Below are 25,307 nucleotides of genomic sequence, written 5' to 3'. Positions count from 1 at the left end.
TTCAACCTACTACTTAACATACCCATATGATATGGCTAGCATCTAAAATCTATATTTTTGGTATCTCTATTCTTGTTTCATAGTGAAGCAACAACTCATAACAAGACTCGCCATGGCGAGCAGGACTCTGCTATGAACAACAAGTACCACCTTGTAACGGGGTTGCATTTTGCGGTGTGCACCCTGGCGATGATCTGGCCCGGCGCACTGATCGCCAATCGTATCGAACCCACCGTGCTCGGACTGCCCTTTCTATTTTTCTGGTACATCCTGTGGATGCTGATTCTATTTATCGGCATGTGGGTCGCCTTTGCCGTTCGCCACGGAGGTGGACGCCATGAATGATTCGATCATTGTTGTCGGCATCACTTTGACCTATCTCGCCTTGATTCTATGGGTGGGGCTTCGCGCTCGCGGTCAGGAAAACTCCAGCTTGGAAGGTTATGTCGCGGGCGGTCGCCACGTGGGCGTCGTGATCCTGTTCTTCATTCTTGGCGCTGAAACCTTCTCCGCCTTCGCCTTCCTGGGCGCTCCGGGCTGGAGCTATCAGCATGGCGCGCCAGCCTTCTATATCCTCGCCTACCTCTCCCTGGTTCCCATCACCATCTGGGCCATGGGGCCGCGTGTAGCCAAGCTAGGTCGCGAGCGAGGTTACCTCACCCAAGGCGATATGATTGCCGATTACTACCAAAGCAAATCGCTGGGCATGTTGGCGGGCGTGATTGGCGTGTTAGCACTGGTGCCCTACCTCACCATCCAGATTGCCGGTGCAGGCCTGCTGTTTCAGGCAGCAACGGATGAGTTGATCCCCTTCTGGCTGGGTGCGCTGCTGGCTTTCTTAGTGGTTGCTGCTTATGTCTTCTGTAGTGGCCTACACGGCATCGGTTGGACCAACCTCATTCAGGGCATCATGATGATAGCCATCGCTTGGTTCCTGGGTCTTAGCATCTCCGAACGCCTCTACGGCGGTGTGGGCGACATGTTCAGCCAAATACAACTGACGATGCCCGAGTACCTCACCATGCCAGGCGCGACGGGCATGAACTGGGGCTACTTCAGCACGGCGGTATTGGTCAGCGCGTTCGGCGGCGCCATGTGGCCGCATCTGTTTATGAAGTTCTACTCGGCTGATAGCGGCAAAACGCTGCGCAAAGTCAGCGTCTTTTACCCCCTCTACGCCTACCTACTGGTACCGCTGCTGTTTATTGGCTTTGCTGGCATCTTAGTGTTTGCTGACACACCATTAGAGCGCTCCGACACAGTGCTACTGCGCATGGTGATGGACGTGGCCAACTTCTCGCCCTGGGTTATCGGCTTAATGCTCTCTGGCGCGCTGGCCGCCGCTATGTCGACCGGCGCCAACTTAGCGCATACCGCGGCGGTGGTATTAGTCCGCGATGTGGTCGGCCCCACCATGATGAAAGACGCCAGCGAGAAGGCGGTCGTCAGCGCAACACGTTGGAGCGTACTCGCCCTGTCGCTGATTGCCTACCTGTTTGCACTGGCTAACCCCTCATCCCTGGTACTGCTGCTACTCGGCGCTTACGGGTTGATTGTCCAGCTATTCCCTATGGTGATCGGAGCGCTGTTCATGCCACAGCTGCGCCGCGCCAGCGTGATGGCGGGTGCTCTTTTTGGCAGCGTGGCCTACCTGTTGATGGAGTTCGCCTGGAGCTCTCCTTTTGGCTGGCACGCTGGCGTCTGGGCGATGCTGCTCAACGTCGCTGTCGTGGTGGTTTGGCAGTGGCTCACCAAGCCCACTGTTACCGATCCCACCCCTTCCCATACTTAATAAGTGCCAGGAGAACAGCATGCGTATCCAGACAGGCCACTTAGAGTTAAAGAGAGCCATCGCCTCTCAACTAGAGGCAGCATTCGACGATATTCAGTCGCTCTACCGCCAGTTACACCAAACGCCCGAGCTGCCCTTTCAGGAACATAAGACCAGCGCACGGCTCGCCGACGCTTTGGAAAGTTTTGGCTATGAGGTGAGCCGCAACGTTGGGGGTACGGGTGTCGTGGCATTGCTGCGCAACGGCAAGGGCCCCACGGTCATGCTCCGCGGCGATATGGATGCCTTACCCATCAAGGAAGAGACGGGACTAGATTTTGCCAGCTGTGAAACGGCTATCTCAGAAAATGGTAGCGAAGTGCCATTGATGCATGCCTGCGGACACGACCTACACAGCAGTTGCATGGTCGGCACCGCGGCCGTCATGGCAGGACTGAGAGAGCAATGGGCCGGCACCTTGATGCTGATTTGTCAGCCCGCCGAGGAGATATTTGGCGGGGCAAAAGCAATGCTTGATGACGGTCTCTATACGCGCTTCCCTCGCCCAGACATTATTCTTGGCCAGCACAATATGCCCGCTCTTGCAGGCACCGTTGGACACCGTCCGGGTAGCGCTATGGCCGCTTGCACCAATTTGGCCGTTACCATACACGGCAACGGGGGCCACGGCTCCATGCCCGCCCAAACGGTGGATCCCGTGGTCATTGCCGCCCATGTGGTCACTCGCCTGCAGACCGTCGTTGCTCGCGAGGTTCCGCCGGAGGAGACCGTGGTGGTCACGGTCGGCAAACTTCACGCAGGCACCCAGGCCAACATCATTCCGCACTCGGCAGAGCTTGAGATCAATATCCGCAGCTTTGATGACGCATTACACAGCCAAGTGGTTGAGTCGATCGAGCGTATCGTTCGTGCGGAGTGCGATGCGGGAAGAGCACCCAAGCCACCGACATTAAAAGTGCTCAATGAAACCATCGCCTTGAACAACGACGCTATAGCGGCTGAGCATGTACGTCGCGCCCACGCAGAGCATTTCGGTGACGCCAACCTTTATGACATGCCACGGCTTAACGGCAGCGAAGATTTTCCGTTTTTTGGGAATGCAAAAGCAGCCGGTTTTGGTGGCGGGGATATTCCATACGTGTACTGGTTTATTGGCGCCACCCCCGCAGAACGCTGGGCAAACACCCCAGGAACGAACGTCTCACAGAAAATGCGTCATCTAGAAATGCCTCATTCGCCCTACTACTTCCCAGGCAATGACGTAACACTGCGCACAGGTATCGAAGCCATGGTCGTAGGCGCAATGGCATATCTAACGTAGCAGCGTTAAAAACGAAACGGCAGTGCGAGGCCCTGCCGTTTTATTCCGTCGGTATGCCTTTGCCGCGCGTTTACGGCTGGGCCCAGGATGCGCGGCTGCTGTGCGCAGCCGTCTTATTGGTAATTTTCCATTTACCATCGATTTTGATCAGCGCAATCACATCGACCCAAGAATCTTCAAGGTTGTCGCTATTATCGAAGCCTAGCAGCACACTGGCGACCTCTCCGGCCTGGGTAATGGCAATGAAACGGCTCTTGACCTGCCGCTGGCTATTCGCCCATCGCTCAAAACGGTCGCTAATGAGATCGGTCGCCAAGGCACCCTCCGCGTCCAGCGCAAAAATCCACGCCTCCTGATGAAACGCCTCCTCCAGCTTTTGCCTACTGCCTCGAAAGCCACCGACATATAGCTGCACGACTCGTTTGATCTCGTCGATGTCAGGTGCATCACCGACCACAGTGGTATCCGCCATCTCGTCACTCCTGCTTATCAAGTGGTTGTTTTTTTATCGTTATAGCCCGAGCATCTCACGCGCTTGCTGCCAAGTGGCCACCGGGCGCCGATACTTTTCACAAAGGGCTACGGTGCGCTCGACCAAGGCCGCGTTGGAGGGCGCCAAGGTGTCACTATCCAAGCGCACGTTATCTTCGAGCCCCGTACGCGTATGGCCGCCAGCCGCAATCGACCACTCGTTGAGTAGGTATTGGTTGGCTCCAATGCCTGCACCGCACCACTGCGCATCCGGCGCCAGCCGCTTGAGCGTCTCGATGTAGAAATCGAAGGTGGGTTTGTCCGCTGGCATCGCATTTTTCACACCCATGACAAACTGCACATAGAGCGGCGTCTTTAGCTTGCCTTGCTGGGAAAGACTCACTGCCTGGTGGATATGCGACAGGTCGAACGCTTCGATTTCAGGCTTGACGCCGTACTTGAGCATCTCATCGGCCAACCACTCCACCAGTTGGGGCGGATTCTCGTAGACACGATTGGGGAAATTATTGGAGCCCACCGAGAGGCTGGCCATATCAGGCTTCAGCGGGAGCATCCCACCCCGGGCTTCTCCTGCCCCGGAACGCCCGCCGGTGGAGAGCTGAATAATCATTCCCGGGCAGTGCTTCTTAAGCCCTTCCATCAGGCGGCCAAACTTTTCTGGGTCAGATGAGGGGGTTTGGTCATCGTTGCGCACATGGCAGTGGGCAATGGTCGCCCCTGCTTCGAACGCTGCCTGGGTGCTCTCAACCTGCTCCTCGACCGTAATCGGTACGGCTGGGTTGTTCTCTTTGCGTGGCAGGCTGCCGGTAATGGCGACACAGATAATACAGGGCTGGGACATAGAAGCCTCTTTGTTCTTATCGCGAACATTAATTTGCATAACGAACACTCTAGGCCGTCTATCTGGAATCGTCAAATCGGCAGGGCGACCAACGACATCGAGTGTCACGGGTTAGAAAGAGACATCGGCTTGAAAGCCGAGGCTTCAGTAGAGGGCGCTGGCTCAACGTCCCCAGTGGAGTGCGACATGGCAATGACCTGCATGAAATAACGTGCAGATCAGTGTCACGACGGACGCACAATGCCGCCAATACCTCTCAGGTTGATGTGCATACCCGGACAAACCGCACCGCCCAAGCACACACCCTCCCTACATAACAGAAACGATGAACCGAGCTTCCAGGGGCTATCCACTCCCCATCTTTTTGGGAGAAGGCTGCCAACACCTCGTATTCTTGCTCGTCCGTGCGACGTATGGCTTACGACTAATGGATTTCACGATTAGTCCTTATTGCCGAGCGAGGGCCATTGACGTATCAAAGCGCTCCCTTTTGGTACAGGTTGAGGCAATAAAGGCCCAACTGAGTGGTAAAAATTCCTAACGAGGTGCCAGGAATTGAGTACAAAAAGCACACAACGTGCTACGCTCCACCTATGAAAACGATCACATGGAACCCAGAGAAGAACAAACTTCTCCAAGTGGAAAGGGATATCTCGTTTGAGGATGTGGTTTTTCACATCTCGATCGGAGGTATCCTAGATACGTTTGAGCATCCGAATCAGGAGCGGTATCCGGGTCAACAAATCCATGTGATTGAGATAGAGGAGTATGTATACCTCGTACCCTTCGTGGAGTCAGAGGATGAGGTTTTTCTGAAAACGATCATCCCGAGCCGGAAGGCGACCAAAACCTATTTGGGAGGTCCGAAATGAGCAGGTTGGATAAAGAAGAGCTGGAAATTCTGGATGCTTTTGAAGCAGATGAAATACAGCGCGCACCAGATGTAAAGGATAGGAAAGCGCGGCATCAACAGTACGCCGACGCTATGTTCAAAAAAGATGCCCGTATCAACATCAGGCTTTCTTCCAAGGATCTCAGGGGGCTCCAGAAGAAGGCGCTGGCCGAAGGTATTCCCTATCAAACACTGGTTGCCAGTATCCTTCACAAGTACGTGGAAGGCCGCTTACATGAGGATCGGTAACTAATACACTGTTGCGGCGCCTATGACGTAGCGCCTTAGGTTTCATTACATGGGGCACATGCTACAAGGGCTGCATGGGATTATTCTAAATAATCGCTCATAAGCGAAGCCAGCCAAACAAAAACGGCCTGCGAGAAATCGCAGGCCGTTTTGTCAATTTGGCGCGCCCGGCAGGAATTGAACCTGCGACCTTCGGCTTCGGAGGCCGACACTCTATCCAACTGAGCTACGGGCGCTTTGGGTGCGTATCGTACCCGTGTGGGCGGGCCGTGTCTAGCGGCGGGGCGGTTTTAGGCCGCCTTGTGATTGACCGTTTTCCCTGCGGTGGTGCATGCTCTGTGGGCACTTTTGCACCTCTTAACCCCCTTGGTCATATTGGGAACATAATAAATGAAAACATTTGCACGTAGTACGCTGGCACTGGGCATCTCACTGGCGCTGGTCAGCGCCGCGAACGCCAACGATTTTGCGGATATGGACCCGGTCACGCTGCGCCTGGCCCACGTGGTCAACGAGCAGGATGGCTTCCATATCGCCGCCACCAAGTTCGAAGAGCTGGTGGAAGAGCGCACCGATGGCAAGGTGAATATCGAGATCTTCCCCAACGCCTCGCTGGGCGATGAGCGCACGCTGCTGGAAGGCATGCAGATCGGCACCGTGGACATGGGCGTGATCACCAACGGGCCGGTGGCCAACTTTGTCGAAGAGATGGCGGTCTTCGAACTGCCGTTCCTGTTCCCTTCCCCGGAAGCCGCCTATAGCGTGCTGGATGGCCCCATCGGCCAGGAGCTGTTGGATAAGCTGGCGGACGTGAACCTAAAAGGCTTGGCCTACGCCGAACGCGGTTTTCGTAACCTGACCAACAGCGAACGCGCCGTTAACTCGCCGGAAGACCTGGACGGCCTGCGCATCCGCGTAATGGAAAACCCGGTCTACACCGACACCTTCCGCGAGCTGGGGGCCAATGCGATCCCCATGGCCTGGACCGAAGCGCTCACCGCCATGCAGCAGGGCACCATCGACGGCCAGGAGAACCCGGTGAACGTGATCCACTCGTTCAACCTGGATGAAACCCAGAACTACATGACGCTCTCGCGCCACACCTACGCACCAGCGATCTTCGTGATGGGCATGCCCGCCTGGAACCAGCTCCCCGAGGCTGCCCAAGCGGTGCTGGAAGAAGCCGCCCAGGAAGCTGCCGAGCACGAGCGCCAAGTGAACGCAGAGATGGAAGCGGAGCAGTTGCAGGCGCTGCGCGACGCGGGCATGGAGATCAACGACACGCCGGACATGGAAGCCTTCCAATCCGCCGTTGCGCCGGTGTACGAGAAGTACGGTGAGCAGTTCGGTGACTACCTGCCGCGTATTCAGGAGGCGCTGCAACAGTGATATCGTTTGCACAGCCTCTGTTGACGCTGCTGCAACGCATTGAACGCGGGCTGGATGCCATCATCCAGCCCGTGGTGTTTGCGGGCATGGCGGCGTTGATCGGTGTGATCACGCTACAGATCGTTTCGCGGGTGCTGTTCAGCGCCGTGGGTTGGACCGAAGAGGTCGCGCGGTTTCTGCTGGTGTGGATCACCTTCTTAGCGGCCACGCTGGCGTTTCAGCGCGGGCGACATATCGCGGTCAGTTTCGCGGTGGATGCCTTGCCCCTCCCGATGCGCAAGCTGGCCAGGCTGGCGGCGCTGGCGATCGTGGTGGCGTTCATGATCACGCTGATCGTCATCGGCTACCGCTACATGCAGGTGCAGAGCTTCCAGAAATCCGCTTCGCTACGGCTCTCGATGACCTATGTCTACGCCGTGATGCCCGTCTGCGCGGCGATCATGGCGTGGTATGCGTTGGTCGATATGGTCGAGCTGCTGGTGAACGGCGAGCTGCCCCCGTCCCAGGAGGCGTCGTTATGACCCTGCTGCTGTTCGGGCTGTTCTTTCTGTTCATGCTGCTAGGCGTGCCGATTGCCTTTGCGATTGGCGCCAGCACGCTCTACGCGCTGTATCAATCCGGCGTGCCGCTGATGGTGGTCACCCAGCAGATGTTCCAGGGCATCAACTCCTTTGCTCTGGTGGCCATTCCGATGTTCATCCTGGCCGGGGATTTAATGGCCCAGGGCAAGGTTAGCGAGCGTCTGGTGAGCTTTGCCGATTCGCTGGTGGGCTTCATGCGCGGCGGCTTGTCGGTGGTGTCCGTCATGGCGGGCATGTTCTTCGCGGCCATTTCCGGCTCCGGCGCGGCCACCACGGCGGCGGTGGGCTCGAGCCTGGTGCCGGAGCTCAAGCGCAAAGGCTACGACCCCGCCTCGGCGGCCAGCCTGATTGCCGCCAGCGGTACCATTGGCGTGGTGATCCCCCCGTCGGTGCCGATGATCATCTACGCGGTCATCGCCCAGCAGTCGGTTTCCGAACTGTTCTTGAACGGCTTTGTGCCGGGGCTGGCGATGGGCGTGGCCCTCATGGCCATCGCCATTACCCAGGCGTACAAACGCCAGTACCCGAAAGGAACCCCGCTGTCGCTGGCCACCATGTGGCGCACGCTCAAGGCCGCGAGCTGGGGCTTGATGACCCCGGTGATCATTCTAGGGGGCATCTTTTCGGGGATTTTCACGCCGTCGGAAGCCGCCGTGGTGGCGGTGAACTACGCCCTGCTGGTGTCGCTCTTCGTGTATCGCGACTTGACCCTGCCACAGGTGTACAAGCTGTTGATTCGCTCGGCGATGACCACGGCGGTGATCATGCTGGTGATTGCGATGTCAGCGGTGCTGAGCTGGACGCTCTCTAGCTGGCAGGTGCCCGGCGCGATTGCCCAAGCGGTGCTGTCGCTCTCCACCAACCCTTACGTGATCATGCTACTGATCGTGGGAATCATTCTGCTCACTGGGGTATTCATCGAAACGGCCAGCGCTTTGATCATCCTCACACCGGTACTGCTGCCGCTGGTGCTGCAGCTGGGCATCGACCCGATCCATTTCGGGCTGATCATCGTGGTGGGGCTATCGATTGGCATGATTACCCCGCCCGTGGCGATCAACCTGTACGTGGCGTCGTCCGTGACCCAACTGCCGCTGGAGCGGATCACCCGCGCCATCATCCCTTATCTGCTAGGGCTGATTGGCGTGCTGCTGCTGGTGGTTTACGTGCCTATCCTGCTGGGCTGGTCGGGAAGCTGACGCCAAGCACCGCGCGATTTACTGCGCGTGGCCGCTGGCTTGGCACGACTTCCGAAACTGGCCGGGCGTGACGTCGAACAGTTGATAAAAACAGCTGCGAAAATGGGAGATGCTGACGAAGCCCGTGGCCACCGCCACCTCGGCCACGGGCTTGTTGGTTTGCTGCAGCAGCTGCCGCGCGCGGGTCAAGCGAAGCTCCATGTAGTAGCGCGAGGGGCTGGCATCGACGTACGTGCAAAACATACGCTCTAACTGACGTCGCGAAATGTTGACCCAGTTGGCGATTTCGGCAATCGTCAGCGGCTCTTCGATATTGTTTTTCATGAGCTGCAAGGAGACTTTGAGCTTCTCGGGCAGGGTCGGGTTTTGGTCGACGTTGAGCGTCGAAATATCCGGCGAATCGAGCCCTTTGTCGCAACTCAACATCTCCTCCACCGCCGCGACCACGGCGTTGCCGCAGTCCGCGCGCACCACCTCGAGCATCATGCTCAGCGAACTGCTGGCACCGGCGCAGCTCAGCCGGTTGCGGTCCACGATGAAGCTACGGCTGGTCACGGCGACATCCCAAAACTGCTCGGCCATCATCGCCCGGCCATCCGGATGATAAGCGCACTGATAACCGCTCAGCAGTCCCGCCTCCGCCAGAAAATAGGCACCGTTCCACAGCCCACCCAGCACGATGCCCTGAGCATCGGCGCTTCTCAGCCGGTTGCGTAGCAGCGGCGTCGACTTGGGCTGCACGCGCAGCCCCCCGCAAACGATCAACACATCGACCGGCGGTGCGGCGCTATCGAACGCGTCGAGCGACAGGTCGGTGGCCACCTCGATGCCCAAATCGGACACCGTGGCACCCGACTCGCCGCCCACCACCACCACGTCGTACAGCGTGGCGGCTTTCATCAGATTGGTGGTCACCAGCGCATCCACCGCGCCGGTAAACGCCATCATCGAGAAGTGCTCCAGCAACACGAACGCGACGCGACGCGTGCCATGGGGCGTGTCACGCTCATCGGAAGGTGTAATGTAGGGCAAATTCTTGCTCTTTAACGTGCTGGAGAACCGGTCTCGCATGTGGCCTCGATGTTCATTGGCAGCCGTGGTTTTTCTCGAACCTCGTTTACGAAGGAGGGTCGATCGCGTCGAGCACTTCGTCTACCGACATCACCTCACCGCACCGGCTAGGAGCGTAGCCCGGTAGCTGGCTGACGGCCTCTCGGAAAGGCGCCCCGCGCAGCGTTTTCAGAAAGAGCTGAACGCGGGGTTCTTTCAATGCACGGTGGTGGCAGGCCAGCAGGTAATCCTCGGTGGCCAGCGGAATGAAATCGAGACCAAATTTTTGCGCGGCCGCCTCCACCCCAAAACCGACGTCGGCCATGCCCGCTGCCACGTAGGCGGCGACGGCGGAGTGGGTGTACTCCTCGATATCGAAGCCGCGAATCTGGTGGCTAGGTACTTGCGACTCTTCCAATAGGCAGTCTAGCAGCGAACGCGTGCCGGACGAGAGCTGACGGTTCACGAAGCGAATGCCACTCGCGTTCAGCGAGGTGATCGCGTCGATACCCAGCGGGTTTCCTGGGGCCACCATCAGCCCCTGGGTGCGGGCGATGAAGCCGATCACCTGATGCTGCTGGGGCTTGAGTAGACCGTCATAGGTGGCCCGCACGCGCTCACCGACCGAGCCGCGCGGCAGGTGAAACCCAGCCACGTCGCACGCCCCCCGTTCGAGCGCGGCCAGCGACTCATGGGGGCTACAGTACTGCAGGTCCAGCGACAGCGCTTCCAGGTGCTTGGGCAACAGCTCCACCGCAAAGCCGTGGCTGGCGTGCAGGCGCAGCACCGACGAGGCTCCCTGGCAAAGCTGCTGAATGGTGAGGTTGAGCTCCGAGCCGAGACTCTCCAGCTGTGGCCCTAGACGAGCCATCGCGCGCTGTTCGGCCCACAGCAGTTTTTCGCCGAGCAGCGATAGCTTGGCGCCGCGTCCCCGTTGGAGTTCCACGAGCGGCACGCCAAAAAAATCGTCCCCCTGACGCAATAAGTTCCAGGCATGCCGGTATGAGATACCCACCTCTTCGGCCGCCTGGGTTAACTTACCCCATCGATATACCGCGCCCAGCAGGCGAAGTAGCTGTAAATCGAGCTGATTTCCCGCTTCGTCTCGAAAGCACCAGCTAGGGATGACGGAGATTTTTTTCATTGGCACAAACTTTCATATTTTTTAGCTCGTAACTTGATGCTAGCGTGAAATTAACCGTGATGCACGCGAAATGACCATTCAAATATAGGCAAAAACGTGCATATTTATAATCAACAATTTGCACCGGGGAGAGACATGATGAACGGGTCTCCAAAATGGTCGCTGCCGTCGATCCAAGCCGAGATCGATGCGCTCAAACACCTACCAGGCGCGCTGCTGCCGATCCTCCACGCGCTGCAGGATCGCTTTGGCTTCGTGCCGTCCGACGCCATTCCCCTGATCGCCGAGTCGCTGCACACGACCCGCGCGGAGGTGCACGGCGTCATTACCTTTTATCACCATTTTCGCACCACTCCGCCGGGCCGCCACGTGGTACAGGTGTGCCGCGCCGAAGCCTGCCAGGCGGTGGGCGGTCGGGCGCTCGAGGCCCACGTGAAGGCGCGCCTGGGGGTCGATTACCACCAGACCACCCCGGATCGAGAGATCACCCTGGAAGCCGTTTACTGCCTGGGCAACTGCGCTTGCGGCCCGTCGGTCCGCGTGAATGACGAGGTACGCGGCCGCATCACGCCCGAGGCGTTCGATGACCTGATGGACGAGCTACAGACGCAACCCCTGGAGATGATCTCATGAGCGTGCGCGTCTTCGTTCCCCGTGAAACCACCGCGCTGTCATTGGGTGCCGATACCATCGCGCGCCGCCTGGAGCGCGACGCCGCCGCCCGGCACGAGGGCATTACGCTGGTGCGCAACGGCTCGCGAGGGCTGTTCTGGCTAGAGCCCATGATCGAGGTGGAGACCCCCAAAGGGCGCTTCGCCTACGGGCCGGTCACGCCTAGCGACGTCCCCGAGCTGCTCGATAGCGGCCTGCTGGAAGGCTGCATTAGTCACCCGCTAGCGCTGGGGCCGGTCGACGAGATCGAGCACCTCGCCCGTCAGCAGCGCCTGACCTTTGCCCGTATCGGTATCACCGACCCGCTCTCCATCGACGACTATCAAGCCCACCGCGGTTTCGCCGGTTTGGAGGCCGCGCTAACGCTGACGCCTCAGGCCATCGTTGATGAAGTGAAGGCGTCCGGGCTACGCGGGCGCGGCGGGGCGGCGTTCCCCACCGGCATCAAGTGGCAAACGGTACTGGATGCTCCCGCCGACCAGAAGTACATCGTCTGCAATGCCGACGAGGGCGACTCCGGTACGTTCGCCGACCGACTGGCCATGGAGTGCGACCCCTACATGCTCATCGAGGGCATGACCATCGCCGGGCTCGCCGTGGGCGCCACCCAGGGATATATCTACCTGCGCTCGGAGTACCCGCTGGCGAAAAAAGTGCTCGACGAGGCCATCGCCCGCGCCGAACAAGCGGGCTACCTGGGTGACGACATTCGCCAGAGCGGCCACACCTTCCATCTGGAAGTCCGCCTGGGGGCCGGTGCCTATATCTGCGGCGAGGAAACCTCGCTACTCGAAAGCCTGGAGGGCAAGCGCGGCCTGGTGCGCTTCAAACCGCCGCTACCCGCCATCGAGGGGCTCTTCGGCCGCCCCACCGTGGTCAATAACGTTCTCTCGCTGGCCGCCGTGCCGTTCATTCTTGCCGAGGGCGGCAGCGCCTACGCGGATTACGGCATGGGCCGTTCGAAAGGCACGCTGGCCCTGCAGCTAGCGGGCAACGTCAAGCGCGGCGGACTGGTGGAGCTGGCCTTTGGCACCACGTTGCGCACGCTGATGGAGGAGTTTGGTGGCGGCACGCTCACCGGTAAGCCGTTGCGCGCCGTCCAGGTAGGCGGCCCGCTATGCGCCTATCTGCCCGAGAGCCAGTGGGACATGCCGCTGGATTACGAAACCTTCGCCGAGGTAGGCGCAGGCATTGGTCACGGCGGCGTGGTGATGTTCGACGACAGCGTCGACATGGCCGAGCAGGCGCGCTTCTCGATGGAGTTCTGCAAGGTGGAGTCCTGTGGTAAGTGCACCCCCTGCCGCATTGGCTCGACCCGTGGCGTGGAGGTGATCGACCGCATTCGCGCGGACGACAATCGTGAGGCCAACCTCGCGCTGCTGAGCGACCTTTGCGACACGATGGTGGATGGCTCGCTCTGCGCCATGGGCGGCATGACCCCCTTCCCGGTACAGAGCGCGTTGAAACACTTCCCCGGCGACTTCCAGCGCCCGGCGAATGGAGAGTACTCATGATCCAACATTTCGATCCCCGCCGTCAGGCCAACAGCGTCGACTTCAGCCGCGACTTCGGCACCCCCGCGCCAGCCGCCGGTGCGGCCAGCGTCAACCTCGAGATCGACGGTGTCACCCTTAGCGTGCCGGAAGGCACCTCCGTACTGCGCGCCGCCGCCCTTGCCGATATCAGCATCCCCAAGCTCTGCGCCACTGACAGCCTCGAGGCGTTTGGCTCTTGCCGTCTGTGCGCCGTCGAAATCGAAGGGCGTCGTGGCCTGCCCGCCTCCTGCACCACGCCAGTAGCGGAAGGCATAAGGGTAACGACACAAAACGCGCGGCTCGCCAAGCTGCGCCGCAACGTGATGGAGCTCTACATCTCCGACCACCCGCTGGACTGCCTGACCTGCCCGGCCAACGGCGACTGCGAGCTGCAGGACATGGCGGGCAGCGTCGGCCTGCGCGAGGTGCGCTACGGCTTCAGCGGCGAGAACCACCTGGAAGCCGTCAAGGACGAATCCAACCCCTACTTCACCTTCGACCCGAGCAAGTGCATAGTCTGCTCGCGCTGCGTGCGCGCCTGTGACGAGGTGCAGGGCACCTTCGCGCTGACCATCGACGGCCGGGGCTTCGACTCCAAGGTGTCGGCGGGCCAGAACGACGCCTTCATGGACTCGGACTGCGTCTCCTGCGGCGCCTGCGTGCAGGCCTGCCCCACCGCCACGCTGATGGAGAAGAGCGTGATCGACCAGGGCGTGCCGGACAGAAGCGTGGTGACCACCTGCGCCTACTGTGGCGTGGGCTGCTCCTTCGAAGCGCAGATGAAGGGCGACAAGCTGATCCGCATGGTGCCCTACAAAGGCGGCGACGCCAATCACGGTCACTCCTGTGTCAAAGGACGTTTCGCCTTCGGCTACGCCACGCACAAGGATCGCATCCGCGAGCCCATGATCCGTGACAGCATCGACCAGCCTTGGCGCAGCGTCTCCTGGGAGGAGGCCATCGGTTTCGCCGCCCGCCGCCTACAGGAGACCCAGGCGCGCTACGGTCGCGAAAGCATCGGGGGGATCACCTCTTCCCGCTGCACCAACGAAGAGACCTATTTGGTTCAGAAGCTGATTCGTGCGGCGTTCGGCAACAACAATACCGATACCTGCGCGCGGGTATGCCACTCGCCCACCGGCTACGGCCTGAAGACCACGCTGGGCGAGTCGGCCGGCACGCAAACCTTCGACTCGGTGATGAAGGCCGACGCGATCATCGTGATCGGCGCCAACCCCACCGACGCCCACCCGGTGTTTGCCTCGCAAATGCGCAAGCGCCTGCGCCAGGGCGCCAAGCTGATCGTCGCCGACCCGCGCCGTATCGATCTCTTGAAAACGCCGCACATGGGCGAGGCGCAGCACCTGCCGCTGCGCCCGGGCACCAACGTCGCGCTGGTCAACGCGCTGGCCCACGTGGTGATCAGCGAAGGCCTCGAAGACACGGCATTCGTCGCCCGTCGCTGCGATAGCGAGGCGTACCAGAGCTGGCGCGCCTTCATCGAAGACCCGCGCCACTCGCCGGAAGCCAGCGCAAACATCACCGGCGTGCCCGCCGAGGCCGTTCGCCAAGCGGCACGCACCTACGCCACCGCCGATAACGGCGCGATCTACTACGGCCTGGGCGTCACCGAGCACAGCCAGGGTTCGACCATGGTGATGGGCATCGCCAACCTCGCCATGGCCACCGGCAACATCGGCCGTGAAGGTGTGGGTGTGAATCCGCTGCGCGGCCAGAACAACGTGCAGGGCTCCTGCGACATGGGCTCTTTCCCCCACGAGCTGCCGGGCTACCAGCACGTCGCCGACCCCATCGCCCGTGGCCGCTTCGAGGCCGTGTGGGGCGTGAAGCTCGACGACGAGCCGGGCCTGCGCATTCCCAACATGTTCGATGCCGCCATCGAAGGGAGCTTCAAGGCGCTCTACGTACAGGGCGAGGACATTGCCCAGTCCGACCCCAACACCCAGCACGTCGAGGCAGCGCTCTCGTCGCTGGACTGCCTGATCGTGCAGGATATCTTCCTCAACGAGACGGCCAAGTTCGCCCACGTACTGCTGCCGGGATCGAGCTTCCTGGAGAAGAACGGCACCTTCACCAACGCCGAGCGGCGCATCAACCGGGTACGTAAAGTGATGCCCGCCTTAGCCGGTATGGAAGATTGGCAAGTCACCCAGGCGCTGGCCAACGCCCTGGGCTACCCGATGCACTATACCCACCCCTCCGAGATCATGGATGAGATCGCGCAGCTCACCCCGAGTTTCGCGGGCGTTAGCTACGCCAAGCTGGAGGAGCACGGCAGCCTGCAGTGGCCATGTAACGCCGACTACCCGCTGGGCATGCCGACCATGCACGAGCACGAATTCCCCATTGGCCTGGGCCGCTTTGCGATCACCGAGTACGTGGCGACGGAAGAGCGCACCAACCGCCGCTTCCCGCTGCTACTCACCACCGGCCGCATTCTCAGCCAGTACAACGTGGGCGCCCAGACCCGGCGCACCGACAACCAGTACTGGCACGACGAGGACGTGCTGGAGCTACACCCGTCTGACGCCGAGGTACGCGGCGTGCGCGACGGCGACTGGCTGGGTATTACCAGCCGCTCAGGCCAGACGGTGCTGCGCGCCCGACTCAGCGAACGTATGCAGCCCGGAGTCGTCTATACGACCTTCCACCATCCAGGTAGCGGGGCGAACGTGATCACCACGGACAACTCGGACTGGGCCACCAACTGCCCCGAATACAAAGTGACCGCCGTGCAGGTAGAAAAAGTCAGCCAGCCATCGGCTTGGCAACAGCGTTTCAACGCCTTCGATCAGGCCCAGCGCGACCATTTGGCCAAGGCGCACCAGGAGGCGTCATGAGCGCAGCGGACGCCCGCCATGCCTCGGCTTCGGCCGAGGCCGCGCTCATGCGCCTGCCGGTGGAGGAGCGCCGCGGCAGCAACGGCTGGCATGCCGACACCCACGAGGATGGCCTGGCCCTGGAGCAGCCGGTCGCGCTGGTCTACAACGGAATTTCGCACGCGGTGATGATGGCCAGCCCGACGGATTTGGAGGCGTTCGCGCTGGGGTTTAGCCTGACCGAAGGCATTCTGCACAGCGTCGACGAGTGCTACGACCTAGAGGTTCACGAAGCATCCGGCGGCCTGGCCATTCACCTCACCATTGCCAGTCAGCGAATGGCCGAGCTCAAGCAGCGGCGGCGCAGCCTGACCGGGCGGACCGGCTGCGGGCTGTGCGGCACCGAAGCGCTGGAGCAGGCCATCCGTCCGATTCCAGCGGTCACCGCGCCGTCGCTGAGCGACGCCGCCATCCAGCGCGCGCTTCAGGAGCTGTTCGCCCACCAGCCGCTCCAGGCCGTGACGGGCGCCAGCCACGGCGCGGCCTGGTGCGATCTGCAGGGACGCGTTCAGCGGGTGTGCGAGGACGTGGGGCGCCATAACGCCCTCGACAAACTGATCGGTACCCTAGCGCGCGAGAACGCGCCTTTGGCCAGCGGCTTCGTACTGGTCACCAGCCGTGCCAGCTACGAGATGGTCCATAAATGTGCCAGCGTGGGCATCGGCGCCCTGGTGGCCGTCTCGGCGGCGACGTCGCTGGCCGTTGAGCAGGCCCAAACCGCAGGGCTCTTTCTGGCAGGCTTTGCACGGCCCGGCCGCCACTTGATCTATCATCGCCCCGCCACGGCGGCGGTGGCCCATGGCTAAGGAGCCACACCATGTCGTCGAACCACGAAATGCAGCTGGTCAACATGACCAATCAGATCGCCGCCAACCTGGGCGGCGGCCGCGATGAGGAGGCTGCCGCTGCCGCCACCTGCCGTCATCTGGAGACGTTCTGGGCGCGCTCGATGAAGCAGCGCCTGGTCGCCACCCTGGAGCACGACGATACCGAGCTCTCTCCACTGGCGAAACGTGCCGTCGTTCTACTCAGTGAGCGGCTCGCCGAGCGCCAGGCGGGGTAGTAAATCGGGCGCGCAGATACAAACGGGGGTGGCCAGTCGACCACCCCCGTTTGCGTCGTCATGATGGGACAGATCAAGCCTCAGCCAAATTATGCCCGGTCTGGCCTGCGTCGAACGCCAGTACGTTATTGAACGCATCGCCAAAATAGAGCTCGTAGCTATCTTTCTCTACATAGCCCAGGTGAGGCGTGGCCAGAAAGTTGGGCAGCGCCAGCAGCGTATGTTCCACCACCGGTTCTTCATCGAACACGTCCACGGCGGCCATGCCAGGGCGACCCGCTTTCAGCGCTGCTTCCAACGCGCCCGCCTCCACTAACGGCGCGCGGCTGGTATTCACCAGCACGGCGGTTGGCTTCATGCTGGCCAAATTCGCGGCCGTGACGATGCCGCGGGTTTCCGGGTTCAAGCGCAGGTGCAGGCTGAGCACATCGCTGCGCTGGAAGAAATCCTCTTGCGAGGCCGCGACCTCAAGCCCCGCCGCAGCGGCCCGCTGGCGGGTGCCTTCACGTCCCCATACCAGCACGTTCATCTCAAACGCCTGGCCGTAGCGGGCGACCAACTGACCAATTTTGCCGTAGCCAAATACGCCCAGCGTGCGCCCTTTCAAGCCAGTGCCCAGGGTCCGCTGCCAGCGGCCTGCCTGGAGGTTTGCCATCTCTTCGGGAATGCGTCGCATGGCCGAGAGCACCAGCCCCCAGGTCAGCTCGGCCGCCGCAAAGGGCGAGCCGGTACCGGCCAGTACCACCACACCGTGCTCGCGGCAGGCGGCCATGTCCACATGGGCCGCGCCGCCGCCGGTTTGGCTGATCAGCTTGAGCTTGGGTAGCCGCGCCAGCAACGACGCGGTGATCGGCGTGCGCTCGCGAATCAGCACCAGCGCGTCGGCGTCTTGAAAGCGCTCGACCAGCGCGTCTTCCTCGCTGACGGTGTCGTTGTAAATGGTGACCCGGTGCCCCGCCAGCTTGGCGAAGGCATCGAGTTCACGCACGCAATCCTGGTAATCATCGGGAATGACGATGTGCATCAAAGCGGCTCCTTGCTCGGTGAACGCGCTAAAGAGCGATCCCCTTTAGCGGCATGGCTGAAAAACCGCTGCCAGGCGAAGATGCCGACGATGACGGCAATACCTACGACGTCCGTCATGACCTGACCGTTGATCAGCATCAGCGCGGCAAACAGCAGCAAACCGCGCTCTATCCAGGAGCAGGGGCGGGCAAAGTAGCCGATCGTCGAGGCCGCCAAGGCGATGATGCCCAGCACTCCCGAGGCCACCGCCATGGCGATGTCCAGCTTGGAGCCCTGCCCGAGCAGCGGCGGATGGTAGATAAACATAAACGGAATCAGGAAACCGCCCAAGGAAATTTTCGTCGCTGTCAGTGCCGTACGGAACCAGTGGGATCCCGCAATCGCCCCGCCAATGTAGGCCGCCAGCGCCACCGGAGGCGTCACACCCGACAAAATCGCAAAGTAGAGAATGAAGAGGTGAGCAGAGAGGCTCGGCAAGCCCGCCTCGACGAACGCAGCGGCGACCACTGACGCCGCCAGCATATAGGCGGCCACGGTGGGTAAGCCCATACCGAGAATGATGGCCACCACCATCGCTAGTAGCAGTGTGACCAGCACGTCACCGCCGCTCACCATCAAAATCAGCGAGGAGACTTTCAGCCCAAGCCCGGTGATGCTGATCACCGCCGCAATGATCGCTACGCTGCCGATGATGACCGCAATCATCGCCGCGGTCATTGCCCCGGCTTCCAACGCGGCCGGTAGCGATTTCACCCGCTCCCAGAGCGTGCCTTGGCTGCGCGGCGACACCAGGTACAGCCCCATGGCGGTGAAGTAAGCCGCCACGGCGGCGGTAGTGGGCGTGTAGCGCAGCACCAGCATGGTAATCAGCACCACCAGCGGCAGCAGCAGGGTTTCGACATTGAAAAGCCCCTCCCGCAGCGTCGGGCGCTGGTCTTTCGGAATCGGGTTCAACCCCAGGCGTTTGGCTTCGAAGTGAACGCTCATCCAAATGGCAAGGTAGAACAACAGCGCAGGAATCAGCGCGGCGCTGATGATATCCAAATAGCTCGTGGAGATGACATCGGCCATCACGAACGCCGCGGCGCCCATGATCGGCGGTAGGATTTGCCCACCCGTCGAGGCAGAGGCCTCCGTGGCGGCCGCAAAGCGCGCGCTGTAGCCGTTTTTCTTCATCAGCGGAATGGTGAATACGCCGGTAGTGGCGACGTTGGCGGCGGTACTGCCGCTGATGCTGCCGAACATCGCGCTACACAGCGTAGCGGCTTTGGCAGGGCCACCTGCCATACCGCCCGTCGCGGCATTGGAGAGACGCATGAAGGTGTCACCGCCACCGGTGGTGACCAAAAGCGCGCCAAACATGATGAACACGACAATGACGGTAGACGAGGTGCGCATCAGACTGCCGAAAATGCCGGTCGGCCCTAAATAGAAGGTGGCAACGAGGTCATCCCAGCGGAACCCACCGTGCCCCCAGACGCCAGGCAGATGTTGCCCAAAGGCGGCATAGGCCAACGCAATCAACACCAAAATGGGGAACGCGAGGCCAATCGCCCGACGGCAGGCTTCCAGCAACAGTAGAATCGCGCTCACGCCGAAGACAAGATCCAGCGTCGTGGGCATTAAGTAGCCCAGCTGATAAATGATGCGATCAAAGTGATAAACGTAATAGGCGCTGATCACCACGCTCAATAAAATCGGAATGACATCGAACCACGGAATGCGCTGGGTATCCCGCACGCGGCAGTGGTACGCCAGAAAGATCAACGGCAGCGCAAACAGCAAATGCACCGCATTTTGGGTGTTCACCGGCCCAGTGACGGCGGTATAGAGGTGGAAAATGGCCATTGCCACCGCCGCCGTGCGGGCCACCATAAACCAGGCGCCGGTAAGCTGCCGCTTGCCTGCATCCTCCTGGTATTTTTCGACGACTGATTCTTTTGCGGTTTCCATGGGGGAACTCCCGCGCCGCCTATCAAGGGGAGGCTAGGCGGCGCGTCAGGCTAGTAGCAAACCACCCCGCCCGTAGAGGAGCGGGGGGCATGGGCGGGTTACTGCGCTTCAGGTGGAATGATGTCGGCGGGGATCTCCAGCCCTAATTCCTGGTAGTAGCGCAGCGCGCCAGCATGCAGCGGGAAGGTGGCCGTATCGACCACGGTTTGAGGATCGACGCTGCCCGCAGGTTTGAAGGAAGCAGCCACTTCGTCGTGATTTTCCCAGTAGGCTTTGGTGAGTTCATACACGGTGTCGGCATCGAGGTCGGTGGTGGCCGCAATGCCCATGTAAATGCCCAGCGACTGCGCTTCGCTCATGCCGGTGTAGGTGTCGGCCGGCACGATGGCGGGCGACAGGAAGGGCAGCTCAGCGGTCACCGTCGATACTTGCTCATCGGTGAGTGACAGCAGCTGTAGCGGCCGCGAGGAGTGCACTTCGGTGAACAGCGGAATGGGCGGTACGCCGTTATAGCTAAAGCCCACTAAACGACCATCGGTGACCCCTTCCGCCGCATCGTTGACGCGCATGCGCTGGAAATCGGGCTCGATGCCTAGGATGCCGAACACCTGCTCGGTGATGTACTCGCCACCCCCGCCGATGCTGCTGGGGTTGAAGCGCTCACCGTTGAGGTCTTCGAAGGTCTCGATGCCACTGTCCTGACGAACGGCCCAGTGCATGGTCGAAGGCGCAATCCAGTACACCAAGCGCACATCGGGGTTGGGCATATCGGCAAAGCGGCCTTCTCCGTTGTACTGTTCGTAGCCCACTAACGCCTCAGTGAAGGCCAGATCCAGTTCACCGTTGGTGAGGCGTATGGCGTTTTCGCGGGTGCCGCCGGTTTCCCGCACGGTAATTTCGTAAGGCGTGTTGGCGCTGATCACCCGTGCGCCTTCAGAAATACCAAAGAACCAACCCGTGCCCGTCGGCACCGAACCCATGTTGAGTGCCGTTTGCGCTTGGGCAGTCGCAGCGGTCAGCGCGCTGACGGCCAGCAGAGAAGCAGGAAGTACGTGGCGTAATTTTAGCGTCATCATTGTTATGTCCTCAAAGCGTCGGGAAGCATGTTGTGATGTTGTGTGCTGTGGGAGGCCTGAACTGCACCTCTCCCGAGAACCGAGTCAGCAAGGGGAGTCGCTTAACGGTGACTAAAGTGATACCGCCAATCCAGAGAGCTGTACATTGGTCATTGATGAACCTGCCTTCTCCAAACGCGAAAGCAGCGCCACCAACGTGGCGTCAAAGCGTCGTTGAAGCGCCGTTGGCGGCCTGAGTCAAATGCTCCACCAGCACTCGCGCCGCCATGGAAAGTCGGTCTAAATCTTTGACATAAATACTCAGCTTGCGCCGTGCCCAGTCGTCCTCGATCGGTAACACGGTCACGTTGAGCCCATCCACGTACTGACGAATCGCCCCACGAGGCAGCACGCCGACGCCTAGCCCCGCCTGAACCATCAGGCAGAGCGCATCGTAGCTGGTCACCTGAATACGAATACGTAGCGTTTTGTTGGCTAGGCTGGCCGCCCGCATGATCTCTAAGTTAATTGCGCTGGCGGTGTGTAGACCCACGTGGGGGTAGTCCAAACATTCTTGAAAAAACACCTTCTCCCGCGTGGCCAACGGGTGATGCTGGGGCACCACCAGCACCAAATCATCGACATGGTAGGGGAACTCGATCAGGTCATAGCCGTGCAGCATCTGCGCGCAGACCCCGATGTCGGCGTTGTTGTTCATCACTTCACGGGTGATGATCGGGCTGACCTTCTCTTCCAACTGCACGCCAATATCCGGATGCCGCTCGAAAAAGGCACGCATTTCATGGGGCAGGTATTGGGTGATCGCCGACATATTGGCGAAGACCCGCACGATGCCTCGCTGGCCGCTGGCGTAATCGCGCATCTGCAGGTCGAGGTCTTCTAAGTTGTGCAGAACGCCTCGGGAAAGATTGAGCAGTGCGCTGCCCGCAGGCGTTAGCTCGATGCCCCGGTTATTGCGCTTGAGCAACGGCGTATTGAAGTACGCCTCCAGCTCGCTCAGGCGCTTACTCACCGCAGAGGTCGCCATGAACGATGCATCCGCCGCGCCAGTGATGGTGCCCAGCTCGGCCACTTTCACGAACAGCTTGAGCGAGGTGGGATCGAGTTTCATGAGAGCTGCCGCGCCAAGTCGAGGAAGTCTTCTGCGACCAAATCGAAGCAGGGGTCGACGCTCAAGTCCGGCGTGGCATCGGGCCCAAACTCCAACGGGCGCTTCACGAAGGCGGTGCGCATACCCTCCCGGTGAGCGGCCTGCAAATCGTCTTGATGGGCGGCGACCATCAATATTTGCGACGGCTTCAGGTCGAGGAGATTGGCCGCCATGTGGTACACCTCCGGGTCGCGCTTATAGTGCCCGGCAAGCTCCGAGGAGAGCACGCAGTCCCAGGGTAGCCCCGCATGGCGCGCCATGTTCACTAGCAGCGAAACATTGCCGTTGGAGAGCGTAGCCAAGATATAGCGCTGTTTGAGTTGCATTAGACCGTCCACGCTGTCTGGCCAGGGCCTCAAGCGGTGCCACACGCGGTTGAGATGCGCTTTTTCGGCGTCATCCAACTGCTCGGCAATATCAAAGGCGACCAGCAGTCGGTCGAGGGTCATGCGGTGCAGGTCATCCAATTTGGTCCAGGGCAGCTCGCCTTGGCGGACGCGGTTCATCGCGGGGGCGTAACCAGCTCGCCACTCGTCGGCAAACCGCGCCCAGTCGATAGTCAGCCCTTTGGCCTGGTTCAACCGTTCACCTTCGCGGATGACGCTACCGCGCCAATCCACCACCGTACCGAACACATCGAAAGTGAGCGCTTTAATCTCGTGGGCAATGCCTGTTGTTGTCATGGAGTCTCTCCGATGGTGCCTGTGGAAGTGAGCAAGTGATCGACCAAGTGGCGAGCCACTACGGGCAGCGCTGCGTAGTGGCGCATACCGATCACCAGCTCGCGGGTGGCCCAGTCGTCGGCCAGCGGTATCATGCGCAGCTTGAGATCGTTCAAATCGCGGTACAGCGTGCGCTGCGGCAATACGCCGATGCCCATCCCGTAATGAATCATGCGGCAAATGGCATCGAAGCTGCGCACCTGTATACGCATGCGCAGGGTGCGTCCCGCTTGGCTCGCTTGCTCGTGGAGCAGGGATTGCAGCGAGGCATCCTGCTGCAAACCGACAAAATCGTACTCAGCGGCCTGATGTAAATAGAGTTTGTCATGCACCGCCAGCGGATGGTCGTGGGGAGTCACCAGCACCAGCTGATCGCGCCGGTAAGGACGCACTTCCAGCTCGTCGGCAGCGACGTGGCTGGCGAAGATGCCAATATCCGCCACGCCATCGCGCACGGCAGTAATCGCCTCGCTGCTGGTGCGCTCCTGCAAATCGATTTTGATTTGCGGGTACTCCATGGCAAAGGCGCTCAAGTCTTGCGGCAAAAACGCAATGATGGCCGAGGTATTGGAGTGAATGCGCACATGCCCCCGCACCCCTTCCCCATACTCGCTCAGCTCCGCCTGTAGCCGTGCCACGTCTTCCAAAATACGTCGGGCGTGGTGTAGAAACGCGCGCCCCGCCGGGGTCAGCTCCACGCCGCGGGGGCGGCGATAGAGAAGCTCGGTGCCCACCAGCGTTTCTAAATCGCTCACCCGCTTGCTCACGGCCGCCAGCGCCAGGTGTTCGCGCTCGGCAGCGGCGGTCAATCGCCCTTCGTCGGCAATCGCGACGAACAGCCTCAACGTTACAAAATCGAATCGCAGCATCACGTTTACCACGTCGTTATGGAGTAGGCCGTACCGGTCGCCTGCGAAAGGGTTCGTCGCTGGCGAACGTCTAGTTCCTGATTGCCTAATTGTGATGCTCAGCAGGCTCACAGATGCTTGAGGAACAACAAGGCATACAGACACGCTGACGCGACGGCTCAGCATTACCAGGAGCGTTCATTATGACCACCCGCCAGCTTCCTCTCGATGGCCTTAAAGTCGTAGAGCTTGGCCAGCTCATCGCCGGGCCGTTCGCCACCAAGCTGTTGGGCGAATTTGGCGCCGACGTGATCAAAATCGAGCCGCCCGGCACCGGCGATCCCCTTCGCAAATGGCGTATTCTCGAAGAGGGCACCTCGCTGTGGTGGCATGTGCAAAGCCGTACCAAGCGCTCGGTCACGCTGGATCTGCGCAGCGAAGAGGGGCAAGAGATGGTGCGCCGCTTGGCCGCCGAGGCCGATGTCATTGTCGAAAACTTTCGCCCGGGCACGCTAGAGGGTTGGGGGCTGGGGTATGAGGCCCTCTCCACGATCAATCCTAAACTGATTATGGTGCGCGTATCCGGATTTGGCCAAACCGGCCCCTACCGCAACAAGCCAGGCTTTGGGGTCATTGGTGAAGCCATGGGCGGGCTGCGCTATTTAACTGGCCACGCGGGTGAGCCGTCGGTACGCGTAGGCGTGAGCATTGGCGATTCGCTCTCGGCACTTTACGCGGTCATTGGCACGCTGCTGGCCCTACAAGAGCGCCAGCGCAGCGGCCTAGGGCAAGAGATCGATGTCGCTCTGTACGAATCCGTGTTCGCCATGATGGAGAGCCTGCTGCCGGAGTTCGATGCCACCGGCCAGGTGCGGGAACCGAGCGGCAGCGCGCTGCCCGGTATTACCCCCTCCAACGCCTATCGCACCTGCGAAAACGAGTATGTACTGATTGCTGGTAATGGCGACAGCATCTTCAAGCGTTTGATGGGCGTGATTGGCCGTGACGACCTCGCCAACCATCCTGCCATGGCCCACAACGATGGCCGCAGCCAGCACGCCAACGAGATCGACGCGGCCATCGAAGCCTGGACCCAGACCCGCCGCCGCGACGATATTCTCAGCGCCTTGGACGACGCCCGCGTACCGGCGGGCTTCCCCTACACCGCCGCCGATATCGCCAACGACCCCCACTACCTCGCCCGGGAGATGATTCAAACCGTCACCCGCGCCGATGGCCGCCCGCTCAAGGTACCGGGCGTGCTGCCCAAATTAAGTGCCACGCCCGGCAGGCTGGGGCAAGGCGGGCCGTCGCTCGGCGCGCATACCGATGACGTACTCGACGAGCTGGGCATCGATGCCGCCACCCGCGACAAGCTACGCCAAGCGGGCATCATCTAAGTGGAGACCCCC

Annotated in this window: 23 protein-coding genes and 1 tRNA gene; 13 read left to right on the top strand and 11 right to left on the bottom strand. The window is 60.8% G+C overall.

The features are described 5' to 3' along the window. Positions 1-132: 132 nt before the first annotated feature. The 3 genes from MHM37_RS06280 to MHM37_RS06270 are packed head-to-tail and all read left to right on the top strand — an operon-like array spanning position 133 to position 3,113. Positions 133-345, top strand: coding sequence for a DUF3311 domain-containing protein (locus MHM37_RS06280; protein WP_139525930.1), 213 nt, complete (start codon positions 133-135; stop codon positions 343-345). After that, positions 338-1,792, top strand: a complete 1,455-nt coding sequence (locus MHM37_RS06275) for a sodium:solute symporter family protein (protein WP_239296850.1) — start codon at positions 338-340, stop codon at positions 1,790-1,792. The genes MHM37_RS06280 and MHM37_RS06275 overlap by 8 nt, the downstream gene beginning before the upstream one ends. Positions 1,793-1,811: 19 nt before the next feature. Further along, complete coding sequence (locus tag MHM37_RS06270; protein ID WP_239296848.1) at positions 1,812-3,113, top strand: amidohydrolase; 1,302 nt, start codon at positions 1,812-1,814, stop codon at positions 3,111-3,113. 70 nt (positions 3,114-3,183) lie between these two features. Here MHM37_RS06270 and MHM37_RS06265 read toward each other — a convergent pair whose 3' ends face one another. Together MHM37_RS06265 and MHM37_RS06260 are read right to left on the bottom strand one after the other, a co-directional pair. Further along, entirely contained in the window at positions 3,184-3,585 is a 402-nt protein-coding gene (locus MHM37_RS06265) for a nuclear transport factor 2 family protein (RefSeq protein WP_239296846.1), read from the bottom strand. Between the two features lie 39 nt (positions 3,586-3,624). Further along, positions 3,625-4,446 carry a 3-keto-5-aminohexanoate cleavage protein gene (locus tag MHM37_RS06260; RefSeq protein WP_239296844.1) on the bottom strand — a complete coding sequence of 274 codons (822 nt, stop codon included), beginning with the start codon at positions 4,444-4,446 and terminating at the stop codon, positions 3,625-3,627. A gap of 868 nt (positions 4,447-5,314) precedes the next feature. Here MHM37_RS06260 and MHM37_RS06255 point away from each other — a divergent pair. Continuing rightward, entirely contained in the window at positions 5,315-5,587 is a 273-nt protein-coding gene (locus MHM37_RS06255; protein WP_239296843.1) for an antitoxin, read from the top strand. 159 nt (positions 5,588-5,746) lie between these two features. Here MHM37_RS06255 and MHM37_RS06250 read toward each other — a convergent pair. Further along, positions 5,747-5,823, bottom strand: a tRNA-Arg gene (locus tag MHM37_RS06250). Positions 5,824-5,977: 154 nt separating this feature from the next. Here MHM37_RS06250 and MHM37_RS06245 point away from each other — a divergent pair. The 3 genes from MHM37_RS06245 to MHM37_RS06235 are packed head-to-tail and all read left to right on the top strand — an operon-like array spanning position 5,978 to position 8,756. Next, complete coding sequence (locus MHM37_RS06245; RefSeq protein WP_239296842.1) at positions 5,978-6,976, top strand: TRAP transporter substrate-binding protein; 999 nt, start codon at positions 5,978-5,980, stop codon at positions 6,974-6,976. Continuing rightward, positions 6,976-7,497: a TRAP transporter small permease gene (locus MHM37_RS06240; RefSeq protein WP_239296879.1), complete on the top strand. Its 522-nt coding sequence runs from the start codon at positions 6,976-6,978 to the stop codon at positions 7,495-7,497. The genes MHM37_RS06245 and MHM37_RS06240 overlap by 1 nt, the downstream gene beginning before the upstream one ends. Continuing rightward, complete coding sequence (locus tag MHM37_RS06235; protein WP_239296841.1) at positions 7,494-8,756, top strand: TRAP transporter large permease; 1,263 nt, start codon at positions 7,494-7,496, stop codon at positions 8,754-8,756. Before MHM37_RS06240 ends, MHM37_RS06235 begins: the two co-directional genes overlap by 4 nt. 18 nt (positions 8,757-8,774) lie before the next feature. Here the strand turns inward: MHM37_RS06235 and MHM37_RS06230 are convergent, their stop codons facing one another. Both MHM37_RS06230 and MHM37_RS06225 read right to left on the bottom strand, forming a co-directional pair. Continuing rightward, positions 8,775-9,827 (bottom strand): GlxA family transcriptional regulator, encoded by a 1,053-nt coding sequence (locus tag MHM37_RS06230; RefSeq protein WP_239296840.1) that lies wholly within the window; start codon positions 9,825-9,827, stop codon positions 8,775-8,777. A gap of 46 nt (positions 9,828-9,873) precedes the next feature. Beyond that, positions 9,874-10,950 carry a substrate-binding domain-containing protein gene (locus MHM37_RS06225; RefSeq protein ID WP_239296839.1) on the bottom strand — a complete coding sequence of 359 codons (1,077 nt, stop codon included), beginning with the start codon at positions 10,948-10,950 and terminating at the stop codon, positions 9,874-9,876. A 138-nt stretch (positions 10,951-11,088) separates the two neighbouring features. Here MHM37_RS06225 and MHM37_RS06220 point away from each other — a divergent pair, with 138 nt between their 5' ends. The 5 genes from MHM37_RS06220 to MHM37_RS06200 are packed head-to-tail and all read left to right on the top strand — an operon-like array spanning position 11,089 to position 17,120. Next, positions 11,089-11,583: a formate dehydrogenase subunit gamma gene (locus MHM37_RS06220; protein WP_239296878.1), complete on the top strand. Its 495-nt coding sequence runs from the start codon at positions 11,089-11,091 to the stop codon at positions 11,581-11,583. Continuing rightward, the gene (locus MHM37_RS06215; protein WP_239296838.1) at positions 11,580-13,136 is read left to right on the top strand and encodes a formate dehydrogenase beta subunit; all 1,557 of its coding nucleotides are present in this window, start codon (positions 11,580-11,582) and stop codon (positions 13,134-13,136) included. Before MHM37_RS06220 ends, MHM37_RS06215 begins: the two co-directional genes overlap by 4 nt. Next, the gene (gene fdhF / locus MHM37_RS06210; protein WP_239296837.1) at positions 13,133-16,018 is read left to right on the top strand and encodes a formate dehydrogenase subunit alpha; all 2,886 of its coding nucleotides are present in this window, start codon (positions 13,133-13,135) and stop codon (positions 16,016-16,018) included. Before MHM37_RS06215 ends, fdhF begins: the two co-directional genes overlap by 4 nt. Further along, positions 15,943-16,863 carry a formate dehydrogenase accessory sulfurtransferase FdhD gene (gene fdhD / locus MHM37_RS06205; protein WP_239296836.1) on the top strand — a complete coding sequence of 307 codons (921 nt, stop codon included), beginning with the start codon at positions 15,943-15,945 and terminating at the stop codon, positions 16,861-16,863. The genes fdhF and fdhD overlap by 76 nt, the downstream gene beginning before the upstream one ends. Before the next feature lie 11 nt (positions 16,864-16,874). Beyond that, complete coding sequence (locus MHM37_RS06200) at positions 16,875-17,120, top strand: formate dehydrogenase subunit delta (protein WP_239296834.1); 246 nt, start codon at positions 16,875-16,877, stop codon at positions 17,118-17,120. A 73-nt stretch (positions 17,121-17,193) separates the two neighbouring features. On the opposite strand, the gene MHM37_RS06195 is transcribed toward MHM37_RS06200, so the two are convergent. The 6 genes from MHM37_RS06195 to MHM37_RS06170 form a co-directional block, all read right to left on the bottom strand. Then, the gene (locus MHM37_RS06195; RefSeq protein ID WP_239296832.1) at positions 17,194-18,144 is read right to left on the bottom strand and encodes a D-2-hydroxyacid dehydrogenase family protein; all 951 of its coding nucleotides are present in this window, start codon (positions 18,142-18,144) and stop codon (positions 17,194-17,196) included. Continuing rightward, positions 18,144-20,099, bottom strand: coding sequence for a TRAP transporter fused permease subunit (locus MHM37_RS06190; protein WP_219862186.1), 1,956 nt, complete (start codon positions 20,097-20,099; stop codon positions 18,144-18,146). The genes MHM37_RS06195 and MHM37_RS06190 overlap by 1 nt, the downstream gene beginning before the upstream one ends. A 98-nt stretch (positions 20,100-20,197) precedes the next feature. Continuing rightward, positions 20,198-21,175: a TAXI family TRAP transporter solute-binding subunit gene (locus MHM37_RS06185; protein WP_239296830.1), complete on the bottom strand. Its 978-nt coding sequence runs from the start codon at positions 21,173-21,175 to the stop codon at positions 20,198-20,200. Between the two features lie 202 nt (positions 21,176-21,377). Next, positions 21,378-22,286, bottom strand: coding sequence for a LysR family transcriptional regulator (locus tag MHM37_RS06180; protein ID WP_239296828.1), 909 nt, complete (start codon positions 22,284-22,286; stop codon positions 21,378-21,380). Next, positions 22,283-23,008, bottom strand: a complete 726-nt coding sequence (locus MHM37_RS06175) for a haloacid dehalogenase type II (protein WP_239296827.1) — start codon at positions 23,006-23,008, stop codon at positions 22,283-22,285. The genes MHM37_RS06180 and MHM37_RS06175 overlap by 4 nt, the downstream gene beginning before the upstream one ends. After that, entirely contained in the window at positions 23,005-23,916 is a 912-nt protein-coding gene (locus MHM37_RS06170) for a LysR family transcriptional regulator (protein ID WP_239296826.1), read from the bottom strand. Before MHM37_RS06170 ends, MHM37_RS06175 begins: the two co-directional genes overlap by 4 nt. Before the next feature lie 182 nt (positions 23,917-24,098). Here MHM37_RS06170 and MHM37_RS06165 point away from each other — a divergent pair, with 182 nt between their 5' ends. Then, complete coding sequence (locus MHM37_RS06165; RefSeq protein ID WP_239296825.1) at positions 24,099-25,295, top strand: CoA transferase; 1,197 nt, start codon at positions 24,099-24,101, stop codon at positions 25,293-25,295. Positions 25,296-25,307 lie beyond the last annotated feature (12 nt).

This window comes from Halomonas sp. MMH1-48, assembly GCF_022348105.1.
GTDB lineage: Bacteria > Pseudomonadota > Gammaproteobacteria > Pseudomonadales > Halomonadaceae > Vreelandella > Vreelandella piezotolerans.
This window is presented reverse-complemented; position numbering and strand designations above follow the sequence as displayed.